This window comes from Streptomyces sp. NPDC043176 (genome assembly GCF_056436715.1).
The window spans coordinates 54,288-75,190 of the sequence record NZ_JBWKCA010000007.1; the positions used below are offsets into that span (position 1 = coordinate 54,288).

A 20,903-nucleotide genomic window follows, 5' to 3' on the forward strand; every position below is an offset into this window, starting at 1 on the left:
CGCGGGAACCGTGACGGGAGCCCGCCGTTCACACGCCTATGCGGCCAGTCCCTCGGCGTCCCCGAACGCCGCGGGCTCGCCCAGCGCGGCGGCCGCCGTCCGCCAGGCCTCGGTGACGGCGCCGTGGGCGACCAGCGTCGCGGCGGCGACGTCGTCGGGGAGGCGGAGCGGGGAGCCGATGTGGACGTGGAGGTCCGGTCTGCGGACGGGAGCCGTGAGAAGTCCGGCGATCTGCTTCGCGCGGCTCCCCGAGGTGATCCGCCGGGCACCCGCCTGGCCGATCGGCACGACCTGCGCGCCGGTCGCGCGGGCGAGCCGGGCGAGCCCGGTACGGAACATCTCGGGCGGGTTCTCGCCGGCGTCCCCGCGAGGCGGGATGCGCCCCTCGGCGTACAGCATCACGTGCCTGCCCGAGGCGAGCGCGACGGCCGCGGCGTCGAGGGCGGCGGCGGCCCGCGCCGAGTTCCGGTGCACCGGCACGTGTCCTTCACGGGTCAGGACCCGTCCGAGCACCGGGACGCGCCACAGCCCCGCCGTGGCGAGCACGACGGGCTCGACGGCCGCTCCCCTGCGGAGCGCGGCCAGGACGAGTGCGGGGTCGGCCGTCGACGTGTGGTTCGCGACCAGGATGCTGCCGGGCTCGATGCGGGCCCCCGCGTCGGCGGTGACGGTCAGCCGGCCGAACAACGGCACGACGCGAGCGGCGATTCGACTGAGCACGGACTGCCCCTTGCCACGGGAGGATGCGCTGACCCGACCATCGTCGCCGCGCCGTGCGTCCCGGGGATGAGCACGCGTACTCACTCGCGTACCCGATCTCCCTGTGTACGGGACCGGGTGACCGGCCCGGGACACCCCCGGTCTACGCTGAGCCGGACGGACGGGGCACGACGGACCAGCGGGGGAGGCGCGGCGCGGTGAAGCGTTCTCCTCGACGGCTCGCGGCCCTCCTGCCCGCGCTCCTCTGGGCCGTCTGGTCCCTCGTTCTGCTCTCCCCGTCCGCCCCGTCCGCCCCGTCCGCCGCGACGGCCGTGCGTACGACGGCCGAGAGCCCCACGACCATGAGCCCCACGGTCGCGAGCGCGGCCGTGAGCACTCCGGCCGTCGCGAAGGCGTCGGCCTCCCACCGGCTCACGCCGCCGGAGCCGCACGCCGGGGACACCGCCGTCGTACGGCTGTCGGCGGCCGTCGAGAACCCGGTGAGGTTCCCGCCGGCCCCCGTGACGCCGGCCGCGGCGCCCGTCGACGTTCCCCTGCCCCCGCGCGGAGTCCTGGTGGGGGACCCGCGCCGTGAGCGGGCACCGCCCGGCGGTTCCCGTGGACCGCGGGATCCGCGCGGACCTCCCTCCATCCGGCACGACTGACGTTCTCCCGCGTCGCCGTCCGGGGCATCGGCATGCCCTCGGACACAGGTCGCGACGCGCATCCGACCGTACGTCCGGCACGGACGGCGCCGGCTCCCCCGACGGGGCGCCCGCCGGATCCGTGCGCTGCCTGTGGAGTACCCATGACCGCTCGTTCCGCGTTCCGGCGCGCGCTCCTCGCGCTCGCCGTCGTCGCGCTCTCCCTCTGGGTCGCCCTGACCACCACGCCCCGCCTCGGACTCGACCTCAGGGGCGGGACCCGCATCGTCCTCCAGACCGAGGACGGGCCCACCACCCGCGCCGACGCCGCGGCCACCGACCGCGCCCTGGAGGTGCTGCGCAAGCGCGTCGACGGCCTGGGCGTCGCGGAGCCCTCCCTCGCCCGGGCGGGGGAGCGGCGCATCGTCGTCGAACTGCCCGGCCTCCGCGACCCGCGCGCGGCGGCCGAGGTGATCGGCCGTACCGCGCAGCTCACCTTCCACGCCGTCACCGGAGAGGCCGCGGGCCCGGCCGGGCCCGCCGGCGCGGACGGCAGGCGCGTCCTGTCCGACCCCGACGCTCCGGGCCGCTTCCTCGCCCTCGCCGCGCCCGCGCTCACCGGCGACGGCGTCGAGAACGCCGAAGCCGTGCTCGACACGACGAACGGCCGTGGCTGGACGGTCGACCTGTCCTTCCGCGACCGGGCGGCGGACGGCTGGGCGCGGCTGACCGGTGACGCCGCCTGCGCCGCGCCGGCCGACCCGGCGCGCAGGGTCGCGATCGTGCTCGACGACCGGATCGTCTCCGCCCCCGGCATGCAGGCCGGAGTTCCCTGCGGGGCGGGCATCGGAGGCGGCTCCGCACAGATCACCGGCGGGTTCTCGGCAAGCGAGGCGCGTGACCTCGCGGCCCTCGTCCAGGGCGGCGCGCTGCCCGTGCCGGTGACCACGGTCGAGCAGAGCACCGTGGGCCCGACGCTCGGTGCCGAGGCGATCCGGGCCGGCACGCTGGCGGCGGTGATCGGCCTGGCCTGCACCGGGCTCTTCGTCATCGCGGTCTACCGCCTCCTCGGCGTGCTCGCCACCGCAGCCCTCCTGCTGTACGGGCTGATCTCGTACGCCGCCGTCGTCGCCCTGGGCGCCACCCTCACCCTGCCCGGCCTGGCCGGGTTCGTCCTGGCCGTCGGCATCGCCGTGGACGCCAACGTGCTGGTCTTCGAACGCGCCAGGGAGGAGTACGCGGCCCTCGGCCGGGCCGCGGGGCGTGATCTCCGGCGGCCGGTGACGGCGGCCTTCGGCAAGGTGTGGAGCGCCGTCGCCGACTCCCACGTCACCACGCTGCTCGCGGCCGGCCTGCTGTTCGCCTTCGCCACGGGCCCGGTCAAGGGCTTCGGCGTGACGCTCGCGATCGGCGTCGTCACCTCGGTCCTCACCGCGATGGTGATCACCCGGCTCCTCGCCGACGCGGCCCTGCGGCTCCCGTCCGTGCGCCGACGCCCCGAACTCACCGGCATCGCCTCGCTCGGCCGGCTGCGGACGCGGCTGTCCCGCCGGGCACCGCGCGTGATGGCGCACCGCCGCCGCTGGCTCCTCGGCTGCGCCGGGCTCCTCCTCGTGGCCCTGGCGGGGATCGGGGTCCGGGGGGTGGAGTTCGGCGTCGAGTTCACCGGCGGCCGGGTCGTGCAGTACACGGCGGAACGACCGGTGGACGCGGACGCGGCCCGTTCGGCGATCGCCGCCGCGGGTTTCCCCGACGCCGTGGTGCAGACGACCGGCGACGGCGGCTCCGACGTGTCGGTGCGCGTCCGCGGGACGGGGGACGAGGAGCAGCGGGACGTCCGCGAGGCGCTCACCGGCGTCGCGGGCCCGGTCACCGTCGAACGCGACGACCTGATCGGACCGAGCCTGGGCGGTGAGCTGCGCACCCACGCCCTGCTGGCCCTCGGCCTTGCCGTGGCGGCCCAACTCCTCTACCTGACCGTACGGTTCCGCTGGACGTACGCGACGGCGGCGGTGGCCGCGATGACCCAGGACGTCCTGCTCGTGGCCGGTCTGTCCGCCTGGCTGGGCAAGCCGTTCGACAGCGTGTTCCTGGCCGCGCTGCTGACAGTCGTGGGCTACTCGGTCAACGACTCGGTCGTCGTCCTCGACCGGCTGCGGGAACTGCGCCGGCGCGGCGGCGGCGTTCCGCTCGCGGACCTCGCCGACCGTGCCGTGGCCCAGACCCTTCCCCGTACGGTCAACACCGGCATGGGAGCGCTCTTCGTCCTCGTGGCGCTCGCCGTCCTGGGCGGCGACTCGCTCACGGACTTCTCCGTCGCGCTGCTCGCCGGTGTCGTCCTCGGCATGGCGTCCACCGTCTTCACCGCGATGCCCCTCGCCGTCGTCCTGGAGGCACGCCACCCGTCCTCGATGCCGGCCGCACCCCGCCGACGCGCGGGCGCAGTGGTCTGAGGGCCGGTCCCGGCGGAGTGACGTCGGTTCGGGCCTGTGGGCGAGGGCCGCCCGGTGTGACGCCGCCAGGCGGCGGCCCGCTCCTCCGCTCCCGGAGCGCCGGGCCGCCGCCCGGGCCGGCGGCGGCCGTACCGGGAGCGTCGCAGCGGGCGCCCCTATGCGGGGGTGGCCCGCTCCGACGGGGTGCGCGAGGGCGCGTCGAGTTCGGCCTCGACGAGGTCGGCGGCGCGCCGTGTGCCGCCCTCGCGGGCCATGGACTCCTGGATCTCCCGGGCGCGCAGGGCCACTTCGGGGTCGTCGACCAGGGCGAGCACGGCCTCGCGCAGCCGGGCCGGGTTCACCTCTTCCCTCGGCAGGTGGCGGGCGACGCCGAGCGACTCCAGCATCGCGGCGTTCTGGAACTGGTCGGTGGCCTGCGGGACCGCGACCATCGGGGTGGCGGTGGCGAGGCCCTCCTGGCTCCCGCCCGCGCCCGCGTGGGTGATGAACGCGTCGGCCTCGCGGAGGATCGCGAGCTGGGGCACCCAGGCGTGCGCCTCGACGTTGGCGGGCAGGTCGCCGAGCTCGGCCGGGTCGACGAACTTCCCTATCTGCAGGACGACATGCCAGCCCGGAAGGCCGCCGAACGCCTCGACGCAGTCCCGGTAGAAGCCGGGCTGCTTGGTGAAGGAGGACCCCAGGGAGACGAGGAGCACCTTGCCCGCGCCCGCCGGGCGCCGCCACTCTCCCTGGTCGGCCCGGGTGCCCTGGCAGGCGCCGACGAATCGGTACACCGACTCGTCGACCCGGTCGGCGTGCGGCTGGAGCGCCTTGGGGATGAGCACGACGGCGCGGCGGGGGCGGGCGACGAACCGGTCGGGGTGGGTGTCGATCCCGTGGCCCGCGAGCCACTCCTCGAACCGCGTGTAGTAGGCCTTTCCGCGCGGTGACGCCTTGAGCTCGGCGAACGCCGGTTCCGCGACCTCCTCCTCGTACCCCTCCCACGGCACGAGGTTCGGCCACAGCGACAGCGCGGGCACGCCCCACGTGTGGGCCAGGACGGGGGCCGGGTACGACGTGATGTCGTGCAGGACGAGGTCGGGGCGGTCCCCGTCGAAGGCGTCCGCGAGCTGGGGGAGCGCCTGCACGGCGTCGGCCAGGAACGGTTCGAGGTGGTCGATGAGTTCCGTTCCCCAGGCGTCCGGGTCGTCGTCGGTCGGCAGGGTGGACGTGTAGACGACGGGGGTCGCCCCGGTCTGGGCGACCTTGTCCGCGAAGGAGGCGGGGACGGCGTAACTGACCCGGTGGCCACGGGCCACGAGTTCGCGGATGACCTCCAGGCTGGGGTTCACGTGGCCGTGGGCGGCGATGGAGAACATGGCGATGTGCGCGGGGGGTGCGGTGGTCATGACGCCACCATAAGCGAGACGAACCGTATCGTCTAGTTCAATGTACGGGCCGACGCCGACGCCGACGCCGACGCCGACGCCGACGCCGCCGGTGACGGTGAGGGCGGCGGTGTGGGTGGTCAGCGGCCCGGATCGGTCCAGTGGCCCACCGGGGTGAACTGTGCATGCCAAGATGGGCTGCCCGCGCCATGCCTCCGACCCAAGGGGACGTAGTGAAGACACCGGCGTACGTCACCAGGGGCGCCCTCGCCCTCACCGGCGCCCTCGCCCTGCTCATCGCCCTTCCGACCAGCGCACTCGCCGCCCCGCCCACCGCCCTGCCCGCCAACGCCGACGGCCTGGAGCAGACCTTCCAGCCGGCCTTCGACTACGACACGGACGGCTGCTACTCCACCCCCGCGATCGGACCCGACGGAACGCTCAACGGCGGACTCAACCCGTCGGGCGCGCTCAACGGCCAGTGCCGCGACGCGTGGGACCTCACCAACACCAACGGATACGCGCGCTACAAGTGCAACAACGGCTGGTGCGCCATCCTCTACGGCCTCTACTTCGAGAAGGACCAGGCCGTGGCCGGCAGCAGCCTCGGCGGCCACCGCCACGACTGGGAACACGTCGTCGTGTGGGTGCAGAACAACCAGGCCCAGTACGTCTCCACCTCGGCCCACGGCAACTTCGTCGTCAACGGCCGCGACCGCATCCGCTGGGACGGCACCCACCCCAAGGTCGTCTACCACAAGGACGGCATCGGAACCCACTGCTTCCGCCCCGCCAACGGCAACGACGAGCCGCCCGAGAACCACCAGCACACCTGGCAGTACCCCAGCCTGGTCGGCTGGAACGGCTACCCCGCAGGCATACGCGACAAGCTGAGCCAGGCCGACTTCGGCAGCGCCGTCTTCGGCCTCAAGGACGGCAACTTCGCCGCCCACCTCGCCAAGGCCAAACCGTCCGGCATCGCCTTCGACCCGTACGCCTGACCACCGCCGCGACCACTGATCACGAAGGGATGAACCTGCCGCGATGGCGTCCCGCCGGTCACGGCGGGACGCCACGCTGCTGACGTGCGCACAGAAGGCAACAAGGTGGTCCCGCCGCAGCGGACCGCCGCACAGAGGACCGGTACGGGCGAGGCCGTCACACCACCCGCGCCCCACCGGCGGCCCCCGTACCGGACCGACTCCGCCGAGGCACGCCTCCGCTACTGGTTCGACACCGTCCTCACCCGCGGCACGCCCGCACTCGTCGACTGGCTCGCCCTCGCCTGCCTCCTGCTCGTCGTCCCCGTCAGCGCCCTGCTGGTGTGGACCGACGACCACGCCCCCGCCTCCCTGAGCTCCCGCATCGCGGCGGTCTGGCGCAACACCGGACAGACCCTGCGCCTGGGCGGTGAAGTCGGCCCACCGCTCCGCGTCGCCCTCTCCGTCCTCCTCGCCCTCATCGCGCTCCTCTACGTCTCCACCCTGGTCAGCCTCATCACCACCGGCATCACCGACAAACTCATCGCCCTCAACCGCGGGCACTCCACCGTCCTGGAACGCGGCCACACCGTCGTACTCGGCTGGTCCGAGCAGATCCCCACCGTCGTCGCCGAACTGGTCACCGGTCAGGTCCCCGCGGCCCGCCGGGGCCGCGCCGTCGTCACGGTGCTCGCCGACCGGGTCAAGACCGCGATGGAGGAAGAGCTCCGCGCGGCCGTCGGCGCCACGGGCCGCACCCGGGTCATCTGCCGTACCGGCCGGCCGGCCGACCCCCACGCGCTCTCCCGCGTGAACCCGACGGCCGCGGATTCCGTGCTCGTCCTGCCCCCGGACAGCCCCCGCGACGACACCGAGACGGTCAGGACCCTGCTGTCCCTGACGGCCGCCGCCGGCGAGGACCACCCGGTGCGCGTCATCGCCGCCGTACGCGGCGACCGGCACCTCACCGCCGCACGCCTGGCCGGCGGCCCCCGCGCCACCGTCCTGCACACGGACGACATCTCCGCGCGGCTCCTCGTCCAGTACGCGCGCACCCCCGGCCTCTCCCTCGTCCACCAGGAACTCCTCGACTTCGCCGGCCACGAGTTCCACACCCTCCCCACACCCGGACCGGCGGGCCTCACCTTCAAGAAGGCCTCCGCCCGATGCCCGGAGTCCTGCGGGGTCGGCCTGGTCCGCGGCGACGGGACCGTCCTGCTCAACCCGCCCGCCGACACCCGGCTCGATCCCGGCGACCGTCTCCTCGTCGTCGCCGAGGACGAGGACCCGACCCACCCCGTCGAGCCCCCGGTGCCGTACGACCCGACGGCCCTCACCGCGGCGCCGCCCCCGGCACCCGCACTTCCCGAGCGGTACCTCCTCCTGGGCTGGAACCGCCGGGCACCCCGGCTCGCCCACCGCCTGTCGCTGAGCGCACCTCCCGGCACGACCCTCGACGTCGTCGCCGAACCCACGACGGCGACGCGCGCCGCCGTCCGCTCCGTCACCGAGGCCGTGGGCCACCGCCTCAGGCTCGTCCACCACCCCGGCGACCCCACGTGGCCGGAGGTGCCCGCCGCCCGTGACCTCACCGGCTACCGGGCCGTCATCGTCCTCGGCCCCGACTCCCGCCGGGGCCACGAGGACCCGGACGACCGCACCCTCGTCACCCTCCTCCACCTCCGGGAGCTGCAGCGCCGCGGCGGGCACCCCGTCCACGTGGTCGCCGAACTGACCGACGACCGCAGCCTCCTCATCGCACCCCGCACCACCGCCACCGACTTCGTCGTCAACGGAAGGACCATCGGACTCCTGATGACCCAGATCTCCCGGAACCCCCACCGGGCCGCCGTGTTCGAGGAGCTCTTCGCCCCGGACGGCAACTCCGTCCACCTCCGCCCGGCCGCCCACTACGTCGCCACCGGCCGCCCCACCTCCTTCGCGGCCGTCGTCGAATCCGCCGCGCGCCAGGGCGCCTGCGCCATCGGCTACCGCTCCCACGAGCACACCGCGACCGCCCCGCACCACGGCGTACGCCTCAACCCCCCGAAGTCCCACGTCCGGCACTGGCACCCAGCCGACCAGGTCGTGGTCGTCGCACCGGGCGACTGACCGGACGGAAGGCGGCAACCTTTCCGGCCGCGGCGGCGACTCACTCACGCCCGCCCCTCGAGGGCGGGGCCACCCCCCGACGGAAGGACCCACGACGTGAGCGAGAACCGCAGCAGGACGAGGCACCGCCGCCGCGGAAAAGGAAGGATGATCGGCGTTCCGGCCGCCCTCGCCGCGGCCGGACTCCTGGCGTACGGCACGGCCTTCGGAATGTTCGGCCAGGACGCGCGCCCCGAGGCCACGGCCGCGGACGCGCCCGCGTGGGCACGGGCCGTCGCCGACGGGTTCGCCTCCGTCGACGCGCTCGGACAGAAGGGGACGTACGGCGGGCGGGACGGGACCACGGTCACCGTACGGACCCTCGCCGACCTGGAGAAGTACGCGACCGCCCCGGAGCCGTACGTCATCGTCGTCGCCGGCACGATCACCATGAACCCCGTCGGCAAGGAGATCAAGGTCGCCTCCGACAAGACGATCGTCGGCTCCGGCACGGCCGGCCACATCGTCGGCGGCGGCTTCTTCCTCGGCCCGGGCGTCCACAACGTCATCATCAGGAACCTGACGATCCGAGACGCCTACCAGGGCGTCTGGAACGACAAGGAGCACGACTTCGACGCCGTCCAGATGGACGGCGCGCACCACGTGTGGATCGACCACAACGACCTGCGGAACATGGCCGACGGCCTCATCGACAGCCGCAAGGACACCACGTACGTCACCGTGTCCTGGAACAGGCTGAGCAACAACAACAAGACCTTCGGGATCGGCTGGACCGAGAACGTCACGGCCGACCTCACCATCCACCACAACTGGTTCCGCGAGACCGAGCAGCGCAACCCCTCCACCGACAACGCCGCCCACGCGCACCTCTACAACAACCTCCTCCAGGACGACGCCGGGACGGCCGTCACCTCGGCCTACGGCAACTACGCCCGGGGGAACACCCGGATGCTGCTGGAGAACAGCTACTTCCAGGGCGTGAACAACCCGGTCATCAAGGACGCCGGCGCCGGCCTCGTCCAGCGCGGCAACCTCTTCTCCGGCACCACCGGCCGCAACGAGAGCGGCGGCACCGCCTTCGACCCCAGGACCTACTACCCGTACACCGCCGCCCCGGCGGCCGACGTTCCCGCCCTCGTCAAGTCCGGCGCCGGCCCCCGCGGCGCCATCGGCACCGCCACGGCCGCCGCCGCGGCCACGACCCTGACCGTCGCCAAGGACGGCAGCGGCCAGTACACCAGCGTGCAGAAGGCCGTCGACGCCGTCCCGGCGGGCAACACCTCCCGGATCGTGATCCGCGTCGCGCCGGGCGTCTACCGCGAGACCGTGAAGGTCCCCGCGAACAAGCCCTACGTCACCATCGAAGGCACGGGCGGCAGCCGCAAGGACACCCTCATCGTCGAGGGCCACGCCTCCGGCACGCCCAAGCCCGACGGCACGGGCACCTACGGCACCGGCGGCAGCGCCACCGTCGCGGTCGAGGCCGACGAGTTCCAGGCCCGCAACCTCAGCATCGCCAACGACTTCGACGAAGCGGCCAACCAGGCGCTGACCGGACATCAGGCGGTCGCCCTGCGGACCGCCGCCGACCGGATCGTCCTCGACGGCCTCATCATCAGCGGAGACCAGGACACCCTCCTGCTCGACACCGCCGCCCGCGACCGGATCGGCCGCGTCCACCTCACCGACTCCTACGTCATCGGCAACGTCGACTTCGTCTTCGGCCGCGCCACGGCCGTCATCGACCGGTCCGTCCTCACCCTGAAGAAGCGCTGGGACGGCTCCTCGGCCGGCTACCTCACCGCGCCCAGCACCGCCGCCGGCCGCAACGGCTTCCTCATCACCCGCTCCACCGTCAACGGCGACGTGACCGCCGGCAGCTTCCACCTCGGCCGCCCCTGGCACGCCGGCGGCGACGCGACCCTCGACCCGCAGACGACCGTCCGCGACAGCGTCCTCGGCGCCGCCGTCAAGAGCAGGCCGTGGACCGACATGGGCGGCTTCTCGTGGAAGGCCGACCGCTTCGCCGAGTACCGCAACACCGGCCCCGGCGCCGGACCGGCCGGAGCCGACCGCCCGCACCTCACCGACGCCCAGGCAGCCGCCCAGGACACCGCGCACTGGTTCGGCGGCTGGACCCCCACCGCCGGCTGACGGCCCGGACGTCCGTCCCCACGGCCTCGCACGTGCCCGTACGGACCGGGCCGCCCCGGACGCGCCCCTCTCGCGCACGGTCGCGCTACGCGCGGCTCCCCGGCTTGCGCGCCTCGAACAGGGTCCGCGCGGAGTGGGCCACGAACGGCCCCTCGGCGCGGATCAGGGCGTCCAGCTCACGCAGCCGGGGCAGCTGCGCGTCGACCGTGAACCCCGGCACGATCCAGACGACCTTGCGCAGGAACCAGACGACGGCACCGATGTCGTGGAACTCCATCCGCAGCCGCTCGCCGCGCACGTCCACGACGTCGAGACCGGCCTCCCGCGCCCCCGCCGCCTCGTCCTCGGGCCGGCGGGCCCGGGCCGCCTCGGGCTGCGGGCCGAGGAAGTACTCGACGAGTTCCCACACACTGGCCGGCCCGACGTGCTGGGCCAGGTACGTGCCGCCCGGCCGCAGCACGCGGGCGATCTCGGCCCACCACACGGTGACCGGATGCCGGCTGGTGACGAGGTCGAAGGCGGCGTCACCGAAGGGCAGCGGCGGCTCGTCGGCATCGGCGACGACGACCACCCCCCGGGGATGGAGCAGCCGGGTGGCCCGGGCCACGTTCGGCGGCCACGACTCGGTCGCCGCCATCGTCGGCGGGAGCACCGGCACGCCGCCCAGGACCTCGCCCCCGCCCGTCTGCAGATCGAGCCCCGCCGAGGCCGTCGCGAGCCGTTCGCCGAGCAGCCGCTGGTACCCCCAGGACGGGCGCTGCTCCGTCGCCCGTCCTTCGAGCCAGGAGAAGTCCCAGCCGTCGACCGACGCCTCGGAGGCCTCCGCCACGAGTTCTTCGAAAGAGCGTGTCATCCCCTCATGATCGGCGAGGCGAGGGTCCCGGGCGAGCCGATTACGCCCCGTCCGGCACACGGAACCGGGCGGGACCTTCCGGGCAGGCCCCGGGGACGGTACGGCGGATCAGGCCGCCCCTCCGGCCAGGGCCCCTACCGCTCCACCCGCGCGTCCCGTTCCGCGTCCCACCTGCCCACCACGCCCGTGAGCTCGACCCGGGAGCGGATGCCCAGCCGGACGAAGACGCCCCGCAGATGGTGATCGACCGTACGGGGGCTCAGGGAGAGGTGGTCGGCGACCTCCTGGTTCGTGGCACCGCGCGCGACCAGGCGGGCGATGCGCTGCTGTTGCGGCGTCAGCTCGCGCGGAGCCGCCGCGTCCGCGGCAGCGGCGGAAGCGCCGCCCGTCGCGCGGAGTTCGGAGCGCGCGTGCTCGGCCCAGCCGCCCGCCGCGGCCCGCTCGAAGGTGACGAGGGCGTCGCGCAGCGGGCCGCGCGCCGCCCCCGGACGCCGGCGACGCCTCAGCCAGGTGCCGTAGGCGAGGAGGGTACGGGCGCGCTCGAAGTCGTTGCCGCAGCCGTCGTGACGGCGCACGGCCTCGCCGAACCAGTACCCCGGCCCCTCGCCGTCCGCGAGCAGCGCCCGGCAGCGCGCCAGTTGGGCCGGTGCGGGACCGTCGACACCCAGCGCGGCCCACGCCCCGTACTCCTCGGCCGCCTCCCGGGCCTCGGCGGTCCGGCCGGCCGCGACGGCCGCCTCCACGAAACACGGGACGGCCAGCATCCGCAGCGCGAAGTGGCCGCCGCGGGGCCCCGGCCGTACGAGCGGCACGAGCCGTGCGGCGGCCTGGGCGGCCAGACCCCGGCCCAACTCGGCACGGGCCAGCGCCCACTCGGCGAGGGTCGCCGCCTGGACGAGCCCGTGCGGGCCGGCCGTCGCGAGCGCCCGCCCGGCGTGCTCCGCCACCGCCGGCCCGTCGCCCGACACCGAGGCCACCAGGGCCAGGACCGCGTGCTGATGGGCGGCCACGTTGTGCTGGCCCGTCGCCTCCGCCGCCCGCAGGCCCTCGCGGGCGGTGCGCTCGGCCCTGCTGTGCCGGCCGGCCCGCAGTTCGGCGTACGCGAGCTGTTCGAGGGCACGGGGCAGCAGGGCCGTACGCCGTTCCGCCCGGGCCCGGGCCAGCGCGCGGGCATGGACCCGGGCCGCCGCCGCGGTGTCGCCGAGGACCAGCGCGGCCGAACCCGCCCGCAGCAGCAGCCGGGCATCGTCCGCGGCACCGTCCCGCGCGACCACCCGCGCCAGGGTCGTACGAGCCTCGTCGAGCCGTACGCTCAAGGCGGCCCTCAGCCCCTCGGCGAAGTCCCGGGCCGTACCCGGCGCCTCGTCCCCGCCGTCGAGGGCCGCCAGACACCCGGCGACGTCGCCCCCGGCCCACGCCGCCTCCATCGCCAGGAACCGAGCGTCGGACGCCTCCACCGGCGCCCGGTCCCGCAGCAGCTCCGCCGCCTGCAGCAGCGCCTCGTGCGCGTCCGTCACCGGACCCCCCGCCAGCGCCGCCAGACCGCGCACCAACTGGGCACGGCCCCGCACGAGCGGCGACAGCGAGCGCACGGCCGCCGACGGCCCCAACCGGTCGGCCCGATGGCCGGCGCCACGCGCGAGAGCCGTCCGCGAGGCCGAGCCGGCCGCCGCGGGCTCCGTGCTCGTGAGCACGCCGGGCGCCGGGGCGGCCTCCGGCTTCGTGCCGGCCGTGGTGGGGGGCGGACCGGCCGACGCGGCCGGGCGGAGGGCGGCCGCCCGCGGGCCGGCCGGCCAGGTCGGGCGGGACGAGGCGAGCGCGGCGCGCCCGAGGAACGCGTCGTGGAAGCCGAGCACCCCGTCCGTGCGGCGCAGCAGACCGTCCGTGACCAGCCCCTCCAGCGGATCGGCCGACGTGCGCGCCTCCCGGCCGCCGGCCGGGAGACCCCCGCCACCCCTCGCGTACGCGCCGGCGCCCGCACCCCCGACGTCGGTCCGGCCCGCCAGGGCCAGTACGGCGACCGTGGCGAGCAGCCGGCGCGAGGCCGAGGGGAGGCCGTCGAGGAGCCCCCCGTACACCTCGGCGAGGACGGCGTCGTCGACCGCCGGCCGGGGCAGCGGAGCGGTGCCCGTGAGCTGGGCCGCGGTCAGGCGCCTTACCGTCGCGGCCAGCACACCGGGGTGTCCCGCCGCCTCGTCGAGCAGGCGGTCCGCGACCGGCGGCGTCGGCGAGGACGCCGCACACAGGTCGTCGAGCAGGGTCCGCGCACCGGCCGCCGTCAGCCTCCCCAACCGGACCGTCTCGGCCCCCGGCACCCCGGGGAAACGGTGGTGACGCGCGGCCGAGACGAGCCATCCCACCCACGACGGCCGACCCGGCCCCCTGCCCAGGGCCTCCTGCCAGGTCGCGGCGAGCGCGGCCCGGGAATGCGCGTCCCAGAGATGGAGGTCGTCGACGCAGATCAGCACCGGCCGGGGCCTCGCGGCGGGGGAGTGGCCGACGGCCGGGCGTGCCCCGGGACCGTCTCGCAGCGCGGCCGCGGCCGCGGACCCCGCCCCGGCCTCCGCGAGGAGGGCGGCGACCGCCGGCCCCAGTCCGCCCTCGCCCCGCGCGCGCCGCAGCGCCCGGCGGCCCGCCGCGGGGGTCGGCGCGAGGACCGCGAACAGCGCGCGCGCCGCGCTCCACGGCCCCCGGTGACCCGGCGCGGCGACCCGGTACGCCGTGCCCGGAAAGTCGTGCGCCGCCCGCGCCAGCAGACTGGTGCGCCCCTCGCCGGGGCTTCCGGTGACGAACAGGACGCCGCCGGATCCGGCGGCCGCACGGGCCGACAGCCGGGCCACGGCGGCCAGTTCCGCCGTGCGGTCGTACAGCCGCGGGCCGGGGGCGGCTTGCGTCGCTCCGCTCACGGCGGTCAGGTTACCGACCCGTACGGGTCGGCGGAAGGTTCCCGGGTCTGGGCGGTGGCCCAGACCCGGGAACCACGGTCTGTGACGGTGCACAGAGCGTCAGGAACCGAGCGGGCAGCTGCCCCGGTACTCGTCGATCGTGAGACTCGGCCGCGGCAGCGGGCAGAGGAACTGCTCGTAGCGGGTGTCGTCGTCGATGAAGCGCTTCAGCCAGGACAGGCTGTACTTCGCGATCGTGGTGTTCGACGAGTTGGGAGTGAAGTGCGTCGCGCCGTTGAGCTCCAGGTACGCCTTGTCGAGCGAGGCGGGCAGGCTCTCGTAGAACGGCTCGGAGTGGGTGGCGACCGGCGCGATCGTGTCCCCGTCGGCGCCGATGACGAGGGTGGGGGTGGAGATCTCGGGCCAGGTCTTGTCCGTGTTCCACCCGGTGAGCGGCACCGCGGCCTTCAGCGACGGCCGGCTCTTGGCCGCTTCGAGGGTTCCGCCACCACCCATGGAGTGGCCCATCACACCGAGCCGGGTCGCGTCGACGCGCCCCCGCACGGAGCTGCGCTGCGTCAGGTAGTCGAGCGCGGCGAGGAGTTGGCGCCCGCGGCTGTCGGGCTGGTCGAGGGTCGTGAGCGTGTCGATGGTGAACACCACGAAGCCCTGCGAGGCGAGCCGGGGGCCCAGCCACGCGATCGACGACTGGTACGCGGTGAACCCCGGCGAGATCACCACCGCGCCGAAGGTGCCGTCGCTCGTGGACGTCGGGTAGTAGATCGTGCCGCCGCCGAAACCGCTGACGGCCAGCGAGGAGACGCCGGTCTCCGCGACGGCGTACGAGCCGCGCAGCGCCTCCACGCTCGCCTGGGTCGGCGCGGGACCGCGCTCGTACGGGTTGCCCGCTGCCGCGGCGGAAGCGCTCGGGGCGCCGTCGGCGGCCTGGACGCCGGGAGCGAGCAGCAGGGTGAGGCAGGCGGCGGCCATGGCCGCGCCGATGTGTCGTGTCACGACGGAGTCGTCCTCTCGTGTCGTGGGGCGGTCGCCGTCCGAACCGTCCGGACGGCGACCGCGCCGTGAACTGGCCCGGCCACTGTCGGGCGACACGGCACGAGGGGCATCGGCAGAACCACCGGCGTTCGCCGCCGGGGCGGGTTTCCCCCGGGAGTTCCCGACGATCGCCGACCCCGCGGGGAACACCCTGGCCCGCGTGCCGCAGCCGCGGATGGGCGACGCCCCGCCGAGCAACGGCATACCGCGGCCCGCGCTCGCCGCGATCCTCGCCGACGCCGCCGTCACGGCCGGCAGGAGGTGACGGCGCTCCTCACCCCGATCACGGACGAACTCATCTACCTGGGCGCCGTGTTCGCCGAGGCCGAGGACTTCCGCCCCACGCTGCCCGCCGCCCTCGAAGCCCGGGAGTCCCGCCGCAGGCCCCGCGCGATGTGGGGCCAGGCCACGTCCCACGCCCTCCTCAAGCAGGAGACGGGCGCCCCCACCACTCCCGAGGAAGGGGGGGGCGCCGCCGTCATCCTCGCGGGCCCGTGGGCCCGGCGCGTCAGGCCGGGTTCCTGACGTCGGCGAGGTAGGTCGAGGCGCCGACGCAGTCGCGCATCTCGTAGCGGGGCGCGACCGCGCCGGTCCAGCGCAGGAAGCCGGAGGTGCCGGTCGCCGCGCTCATGTCCATGAACCGGCAGCCCTCGTAGAGGACCTTGCCGTACGTGGTCGCGGTGGCGCCCGTCTTCACCTGGTGCGAGCCCATGAGCGCGCAGTCGACGTAGCGCACCATGGGGCCGCGCGAGCCGTTCGCCTCGAAGTCGTACACGTGGGTGACGGCGCTCGGCGCCCAGGACTTGAAGCTGTGCGCGGTGTCGTCACAGGACACGAAGGTGATGTTGCCCTTGTACCACTGGGAGTCGATCACCTTGTGGCCCGTGCCGCGCAGCTCGAAGCGGATGCCCTGCGCGTACAGGCGCATGACGGAGTCGGCCCGGCTGCCGGCCTCGGGGGTGAGCTGGAAGAAGGTGCCGGTCGACGCGGTGTCGGTGAGGATGTAGGAGCCGCCGGTGAAGTTCATCGAGCCGCCGCGGGTGTTCTTCACGAACACGCCCGACTGGTACTCCACCTTGCAGTCGCGGAACCAGTAGTTGAGGAACTGGTCCTGCTGGCTCGCCGACGGGGTCATGCCGATGACGAGGAACGCGTCGGAGTAGGAACCGCCGACCTGGCAGTGGTCCCAGCCCATCTCGCTGTTCAGGTTGGACGTCGTGGCAGGACCGTCCAGACCGATGCCGCGCTTCCAGCTGCCGCGCCACTCCACGTCCGTGTACCAGGTGTCCTGGACGCCGTACGTGGCCGACGAGTACGCGTAGCAGAAGCTCGACGTCGCGTTGGTGCTGGTGAAGGTCAGCCCGGAGATCCGGATGTTCTTGTAGCGCTGGTGGTTCGTCCACAGCGTCGTGTCGTCGGCCGTCGGCGCGTACACGATCCGCGACAGGCGCTTGCCGTACCCGGTGATCGACAGCCCGTCGACGATACCGCCGTTGCCCTCGCCGTTGACGTTCGGCAGCAGCGAGTCGGGCTGCGTCAGCAGGTAGGTGCCCGGCGGGATGACCAGGACCTTCTTCGGGACCGCGCCCGAGATCGGGTCCGGCTGGAACGAGGCGAGCACCTCCGCGGCGGCCGCCCGGAAGGCGGCGTCGCTGGCCGTGGCGCCCGTCGGGTCCGCGCCCTTGCTGATGACGTCCACGCTGTACGGGTCGTCCCCGCCACCGGCCGCGTACGCGGTCCCGCCGCCGGTCACCACGGCCCCCGCCGCGACTCCCGCACCGGCCGTGGCCATCCCGCGTATGAGGGAACGGCGGTCCATGCTTCCGGTCATTGCTTGCCCCCAAAAGTAATGATCATGTGAAAGACACGCCATCCGATCACGACTCCCGCGACGACGCAAGATCACTTTCGCGTCCGGCGCCGACGCCCCGGGAAGGCCGTGGGAAACTCGCTGGCGCCCCCGCGAACTCCTGGACGATCATGCAACGCATGAGTGACGAACCCGCGCGCTGGACCCGGTCGACCGTCTACCCCGACATGTGGGCCGACCCCGACGACGACCCCCGCAACAGGGACAGCAGCAGCCCGGACGGCGAACGGGCCACTCTCCGCGACTTCCTGACGGACTACCGCATCACCCTGCGGATGAAGTGCGAGGGCCTCGACGCGGAGCAGCTGGCCCGCCGGTCCGTCCCGCCGTCGACGATGTCCCTGCTCGGCCTCCTCCGCCACCTCGCCGAGGTGGAGCGCGACTGGCGCAACTGGATCACCGACGGCGAGCCGCTGCCGAAGCTGTACGGCGCGCGCGACGCCGACTTCCACGGCGCCGTCGCCGACCAGACCGTGGTCGACGCCGCCTACGCCGCCCTCGAGCGCGAGCAGGCCGCCATGGACGCCACCCTGGCCGGCTACCCGGACCTGGGCGAACGCGTGGGCGAGGACGACATGGCGATACGCGAGCTGATGGTCCACATGATCGACGAGTACGCCCGCCACTGCGGACACGCCGACCTGCTCCGCGAATGCGTGGACGGCCGCGTGGGGCAGTAGGAACCTTGTGGGGTCCGCCCGGCCCGGGGGCGCCCTGACCTGCCGGACCTGCCGGACCTGCCGACCTGCCGACCTGCGGGACCTGCGGGACCTGCCGGGCCTGCGGGACCTGCCGGGCCTGCGGGGCCCACCGGGCACGACGGCGCCCCCGCCGGGAGGAACCCTTCGCGTACGCACCGGCACGACGGGGCTCCCCGGCCGCGGCCGTCCACCCGTCGGGCCGGTTCACTCGTCATGGTGGACCCGGGCCGTGGCGGCCCCGGCGTGCCGGGAGAGTCGGGCAGCGTGGCCCCATGCAGCCCCGTCGCACTACGCTCGCCCTCGTCGCCGTGCTTCTCACCAGCGGATGCGTGGCCGTCCCGCGCCCTTCCGCACCGGCCCCGCCGCCCCGGACCGTCCACCTGGTGCCGGACGCCGAACGCGCTCCCGCACCGATCCCCGCCCGGCCGGCGCCGACGCCGGCCGCCGCCCGCGAGGCTCTCGCCGAGACCGACACGGCCCCGGAGCAGGACGCCCGGCACGCCGGGCCGCCCGCCCGTCCGGCGGCACCGGCCGTCGACCGGGCCCCCGGAGGGGCGGCCGCCCGGCCACCGGCTCGCCGCACGGCTCCCCGGCATCCGCACGGCTCGGTGAGGAAGCCCGGGAAACCCGCCGCCGGTACGCGGGCGGCCGCTCCCCGGGCGCCGCAGCGGAGCCGTACGGTTTCCCCGGGCGGGCAGCGGCGGCCGACCGGCCTGCCGCCGGAGATGCGCCGGCTGTGCCGCCAGGCCGAGGGAATCCAGGCGCCCATGGGCGCGGCCGACCTCTGCCGCGGGATGTACGGGCGCTGACGTGGCGAACGGCGGCGGGGAGTCCGGTGTGCCGGCGGCCCGGACAGGATCCGGGCGCGGGCGCGTGCCCGGTCAGTCGTCGAGCGCGTCCAGGACCTCGCCCAGGTCGACGAACTTGAAGTCGGTCGCGGGGCGGTCGCCGTCGCCGGGGGAGTCGTGACCGTCCTGGACGACGAGGAGGCCGCGCGGGTAACGGGAGCCGAGGGGCGCGTTCAGGGCCGCGGCGCCGTCGCACTCCTCGGAACCGTCGAGGGCGTCGCCGGCCGGGGTGATCCGGAAGCCGCCCTCGTACTCGTTGTGGTCCTCCCGCTCCCGGTCGTACGCCGCGAAGGTGTCGTCGCCCTGGCTGGAGGCGAGGAGGTACCCGTCGCCGTCGGTCTCGGTGACCAGGGTCAGGCCCTCGACGTCGGCGCTGATCCGGGTGCCGCCGAAGCCGGGATCGGCACCCGGGGAGCACTCCTCGGACTGCTCGTCGTACGTGCCGGGAACGCCGTACTCGCGTACCTTGTCGACGAGTTCGGGCTCCCCGGTGAGGTCGGCGCGCAGCCGCCAGATGCCGACGTCCTCCTGCCCGGCGTACAGGGTGCCGTCGGCGGGGTCGACGACCATGCCCTCGACCTGCGGCAGCTCGTCGGGCTCGGCGCAGGGAGACCAGGACGCGCCGTCCGGCAGGCGGAACGCGGACGGCAGGTCCAGGGTGCGGATCTTGCGGTACGTGACCTTTCCGCCCGCCGCCGGGAGCAGTTCGAGGAGGGCGATGCTCGTGCGCTCGCGCCGGCTGACCAGGGCGTACGAGCGGCCGGTCGCCCGGTCGGTCCAGGTCGCGAGACCGTACGCCGTCCGCTGTTCGTTCACCTCGTCCTGGTCGCGGGAGAACACGGCCGGCGCGGCGGGGTCGGTGACGTCGCCGAGCGGGCCCCCGGCGCGGTCCCGGTCGATGCGGTAGAAGCGCAGGCGGTCGTGGCCGCGGTCGCTCGTGACGGCCAGATCGGCCCGCCCGGAGGAGAGCCGCATGCCGTGGACGAGGTCCACGTTGTTGAAGCGTCCGGGCGCGTCGCCCTCCCGCTCCGCCGGAGGCGCGGCGATCGCCTGCACCGGGCGCGCGTCCAGGTCGTAGACCCGCAGGCCGCCCTCCTTGGCGGTCGCGATGACCAGACTCCGGCCCGGGGCCGCCGCGTTGCGCCAGATGGCCGGGTCGTCCGCGTCCGCGTTCCCGCCCGCGTCGTCGTCGTGCAGGACGGGAGTCTCCCCCCGGGGCGTCACGGCGGGCAGTGGGTGCCCGAGGGCACGGGGCTGGGCTTGCGCCGGGACGGCGAGCACCAGGGCCAGCAGCGCGGTCGCGGCGGCCGGCACGAGGGGGCGGAGCGTTCGACGGGTCGTCATGCGTGGTCTCCCAGGCGGAGGAACGGGTCAGGCATGACAGTGCTGGCACCGGGTGAACCGGCGGAGGCCGGGGGATGACGAACCACCACGCGGCGGGAGGTCCGGCCGGTGAACCGGCGGGGACGGCGGCGCAGGGCCCCGCCCGCGCTCAGTGCCCGGCGAAGTGCCAGGAGCGGATGTCCTGGTAGCGGATCGGCCCCGGGCCGCGGCCGTAGTTGCTGCCCACGAGGTGCAGGCGTTCGGTCGGCCAGCTGCGGCCCGCGAAGGAGGAGAGTCCGGCGGCCGCCTCCACCACGCTGGCGGGGTCGTCGCGACGGGCCCGGGCCAGCGTCAGGTGGGGGCGCAGGGGCCGGTCCTCGAAGGGGATCCCGCACTCCTTGACCACGGCGCGCACACCGGTGGCGAGCAGGTGCAGCGCGTCCAGCTCTCCGTCGATGCCGCTCCACAGCACCCGCTCGTCGAAGTGCCCGCCGCCGCGCAGCGACAGTTCGACCGGGCGGTGGGACGCCGCGAGAGCCGCCAGCGGCGCCTGGAGCAGCGGAACGGTCGCGACCGGGAGCTCTCCGAGGAACGCGAGGGTGATGTGCCAGTCCTCGATGCGGTTCCACCGCATCCGCGGGTAGGCGTCGTAGGCGGGGCGCAGCGCCCGTTCCAGTTCGTCCTTCGCCTCGTCGGGCGGGGCGAGGGCGATGAACACGCGCACGGTCGACGCCCGGGGGTCCTCGTCCGTGCGAAGGTCCGGGCGACCGTCCGTGTCGCTCCCCGGCAGATCGGTCATCGTCCGTTCCCTACTCGCTTTACTGCCGGCACCGGGTGCGGTGCTCCGTGACGAGGCGAGCGTATGCGGTGCCCGGGAGGCGCCGTGCGCCGGGGGCGCGCATCGGCCGGCCGACGGGGCCGGCCGGCCGATGCGCGAGGTGCGGGCGTCAGCGCCCGCGAC

The 20,903-nt window shown here is 74.8% G+C and carries 16 protein-coding genes; 8 read left to right on the forward strand and 8 right to left on the reverse strand.

Annotation, left to right across the window (positions count from 1 at the left end):
* Window positions 1–36: 36 nt before the first annotated feature.
* The gene (locus tag AC067A_RS13685) at window positions 37–720 is read right to left on the reverse strand and encodes a lysophospholipid acyltransferase family protein (RefSeq protein WP_478618919.1); all 684 of its coding nucleotides are present in this window, start codon (window positions 718–720) and stop codon (window positions 37–39) included.
* 197 nt (window positions 721–917) lie between these two features.
* On the opposite strand from AC067A_RS13685, the gene AC067A_RS13690 reads away from it, so the two are divergent.
* Both AC067A_RS13690 and secD read left to right on the forward strand, forming a co-directional pair.
* The gene (locus AC067A_RS13690) at window positions 918–1,364 is read left to right on the forward strand and encodes a hypothetical protein (protein WP_478618921.1); all 447 of its coding nucleotides are present in this window, start codon (window positions 918–920) and stop codon (window positions 1,362–1,364) included.
* Window positions 1,365–1,507: 143 nt separating this feature from the next.
* The gene (gene secD, locus AC067A_RS13695) at window positions 1,508–3,796 is read left to right on the forward strand and encodes a protein translocase subunit SecD (protein ID WP_478618924.1); all 2,289 of its coding nucleotides are present in this window, start codon (window positions 1,508–1,510) and stop codon (window positions 3,794–3,796) included.
* A 155-nt stretch (window positions 3,797–3,951) separates the two neighbouring features.
* Here secD and mgt read toward each other — a convergent pair whose 3' ends face one another.
* On the reverse strand, window positions 3,952–5,184 hold the full coding sequence (gene mgt / locus AC067A_RS13700) for a macrolide-inactivating glycosyltransferase (RefSeq protein WP_478618927.1): 1,233 nt from the start codon (window positions 5,182–5,184) through the stop codon (window positions 3,952–3,954).
* A gap of 188 nt (window positions 5,185–5,372) precedes the next feature.
* Here mgt and AC067A_RS13705 point away from each other — a divergent pair, with 188 nt between their 5' ends.
* From AC067A_RS13705 to AC067A_RS13715, 3 genes are all read left to right on the forward strand, one after another.
* Complete coding sequence (locus AC067A_RS13705) at window positions 5,373–6,164, forward strand: NPP1 family protein (protein WP_478618929.1); 792 nt, start codon at window positions 5,373–5,375, stop codon at window positions 6,162–6,164.
* A gap of 84 nt (window positions 6,165–6,248) precedes the next feature.
* Complete coding sequence (locus AC067A_RS13710; protein ID WP_478618932.1) at window positions 6,249–8,255, forward strand: CASTOR/POLLUX-related putative ion channel; 2,007 nt, start codon at window positions 6,249–6,251, stop codon at window positions 8,253–8,255.
* 96 nt (window positions 8,256–8,351) lie between these two features.
* A complete protein-coding gene (locus AC067A_RS13715; RefSeq protein ID WP_478618935.1) occupies window positions 8,352–10,409 on the forward strand; it encodes a pectinesterase family protein in 2,058 nt (685 codons plus the stop codon).
* An 85-nt stretch (window positions 10,410–10,494) separates the two neighbouring features.
* On the opposite strand, the gene AC067A_RS13720 is transcribed toward AC067A_RS13715, so the two are convergent.
* The 3 genes from AC067A_RS13720 to bdeA all read right to left on the reverse strand — a co-directional run bounded on the left by AC067A_RS13720 (window position 10,495) and on the right by bdeA (window position 15,137).
* Complete coding sequence (locus tag AC067A_RS13720) at window positions 10,495–11,262, reverse strand: class I SAM-dependent methyltransferase (RefSeq protein WP_478618937.1); 768 nt, start codon at window positions 11,260–11,262, stop codon at window positions 10,495–10,497.
* A 134-nt stretch (window positions 11,263–11,396) separates the two neighbouring features.
* Window positions 11,397–14,168 carry a LuxR C-terminal-related transcriptional regulator gene (locus AC067A_RS13725; RefSeq protein WP_478618939.1) on the reverse strand — a complete coding sequence of 924 codons (2,772 nt, stop codon included), beginning with the start codon at window positions 14,166–14,168 and terminating at the stop codon, window positions 11,397–11,399.
* Window positions 14,169–14,267: 99 nt separating this feature from the next.
* Complete coding sequence (gene bdeA, locus AC067A_RS13730; RefSeq protein WP_478619607.1) at window positions 14,268–15,137, reverse strand: bis(hydroxyethyl) terephthalate hydrolase; 870 nt, start codon at window positions 15,135–15,137, stop codon at window positions 14,268–14,270.
* Window positions 15,138–15,461: 324 nt separating this feature from the next.
* On the opposite strand from bdeA, the gene AC067A_RS13735 reads away from it, so the two are divergent.
* Entirely contained in the window at window positions 15,462–15,725 is a 264-nt protein-coding gene (locus AC067A_RS13735; RefSeq protein ID WP_478618941.1) for a hypothetical protein, read from the forward strand.
* On the opposite strand, the gene AC067A_RS13740 is transcribed toward AC067A_RS13735, so the two are convergent.
* Window positions 15,709–17,019, reverse strand: coding sequence for a hypothetical protein (locus AC067A_RS13740; protein ID WP_478618944.1), 1,311 nt, complete (start codon window positions 17,017–17,019; stop codon window positions 15,709–15,711). The genes AC067A_RS13735 and AC067A_RS13740 overlap by 17 nt on opposite strands.
* A gap of 161 nt (window positions 17,020–17,180) precedes the next feature.
* Here AC067A_RS13740 and AC067A_RS13745 point away from each other — a divergent pair, with 161 nt between their 5' ends.
* Together AC067A_RS13745 and AC067A_RS13750 are read left to right on the forward strand one after the other, a co-directional pair.
* Window positions 17,181–17,750, forward strand: a complete 570-nt coding sequence (locus tag AC067A_RS13745; RefSeq protein ID WP_478618947.1) for a DinB family protein — start codon at window positions 17,181–17,183, stop codon at window positions 17,748–17,750.
* A 293-nt stretch (window positions 17,751–18,043) separates the two neighbouring features.
* Window positions 18,044–18,580: a hypothetical protein gene (locus AC067A_RS13750; RefSeq protein ID WP_478618950.1), complete on the forward strand. Its 537-nt coding sequence runs from the start codon at window positions 18,044–18,046 to the stop codon at window positions 18,578–18,580.
* Window positions 18,581–18,652: 72 nt separating this feature from the next.
* Here the strand turns inward: AC067A_RS13750 and AC067A_RS13755 are convergent, their stop codons facing one another.
* A complete protein-coding gene (locus AC067A_RS13755; RefSeq protein WP_478618953.1) occupies window positions 18,653–19,963 on the reverse strand; it encodes a phytase in 1,311 nt (436 codons plus the stop codon).
* Window positions 19,964–20,111: 148 nt separating this feature from the next.
* Complete coding sequence (thpR, locus tag AC067A_RS13760; protein WP_478618956.1) at window positions 20,112–20,741, reverse strand: RNA 2',3'-cyclic phosphodiesterase; 630 nt, start codon at window positions 20,739–20,741, stop codon at window positions 20,112–20,114.
* Window positions 20,742–20,903: the final 162 nt, after the last annotated feature.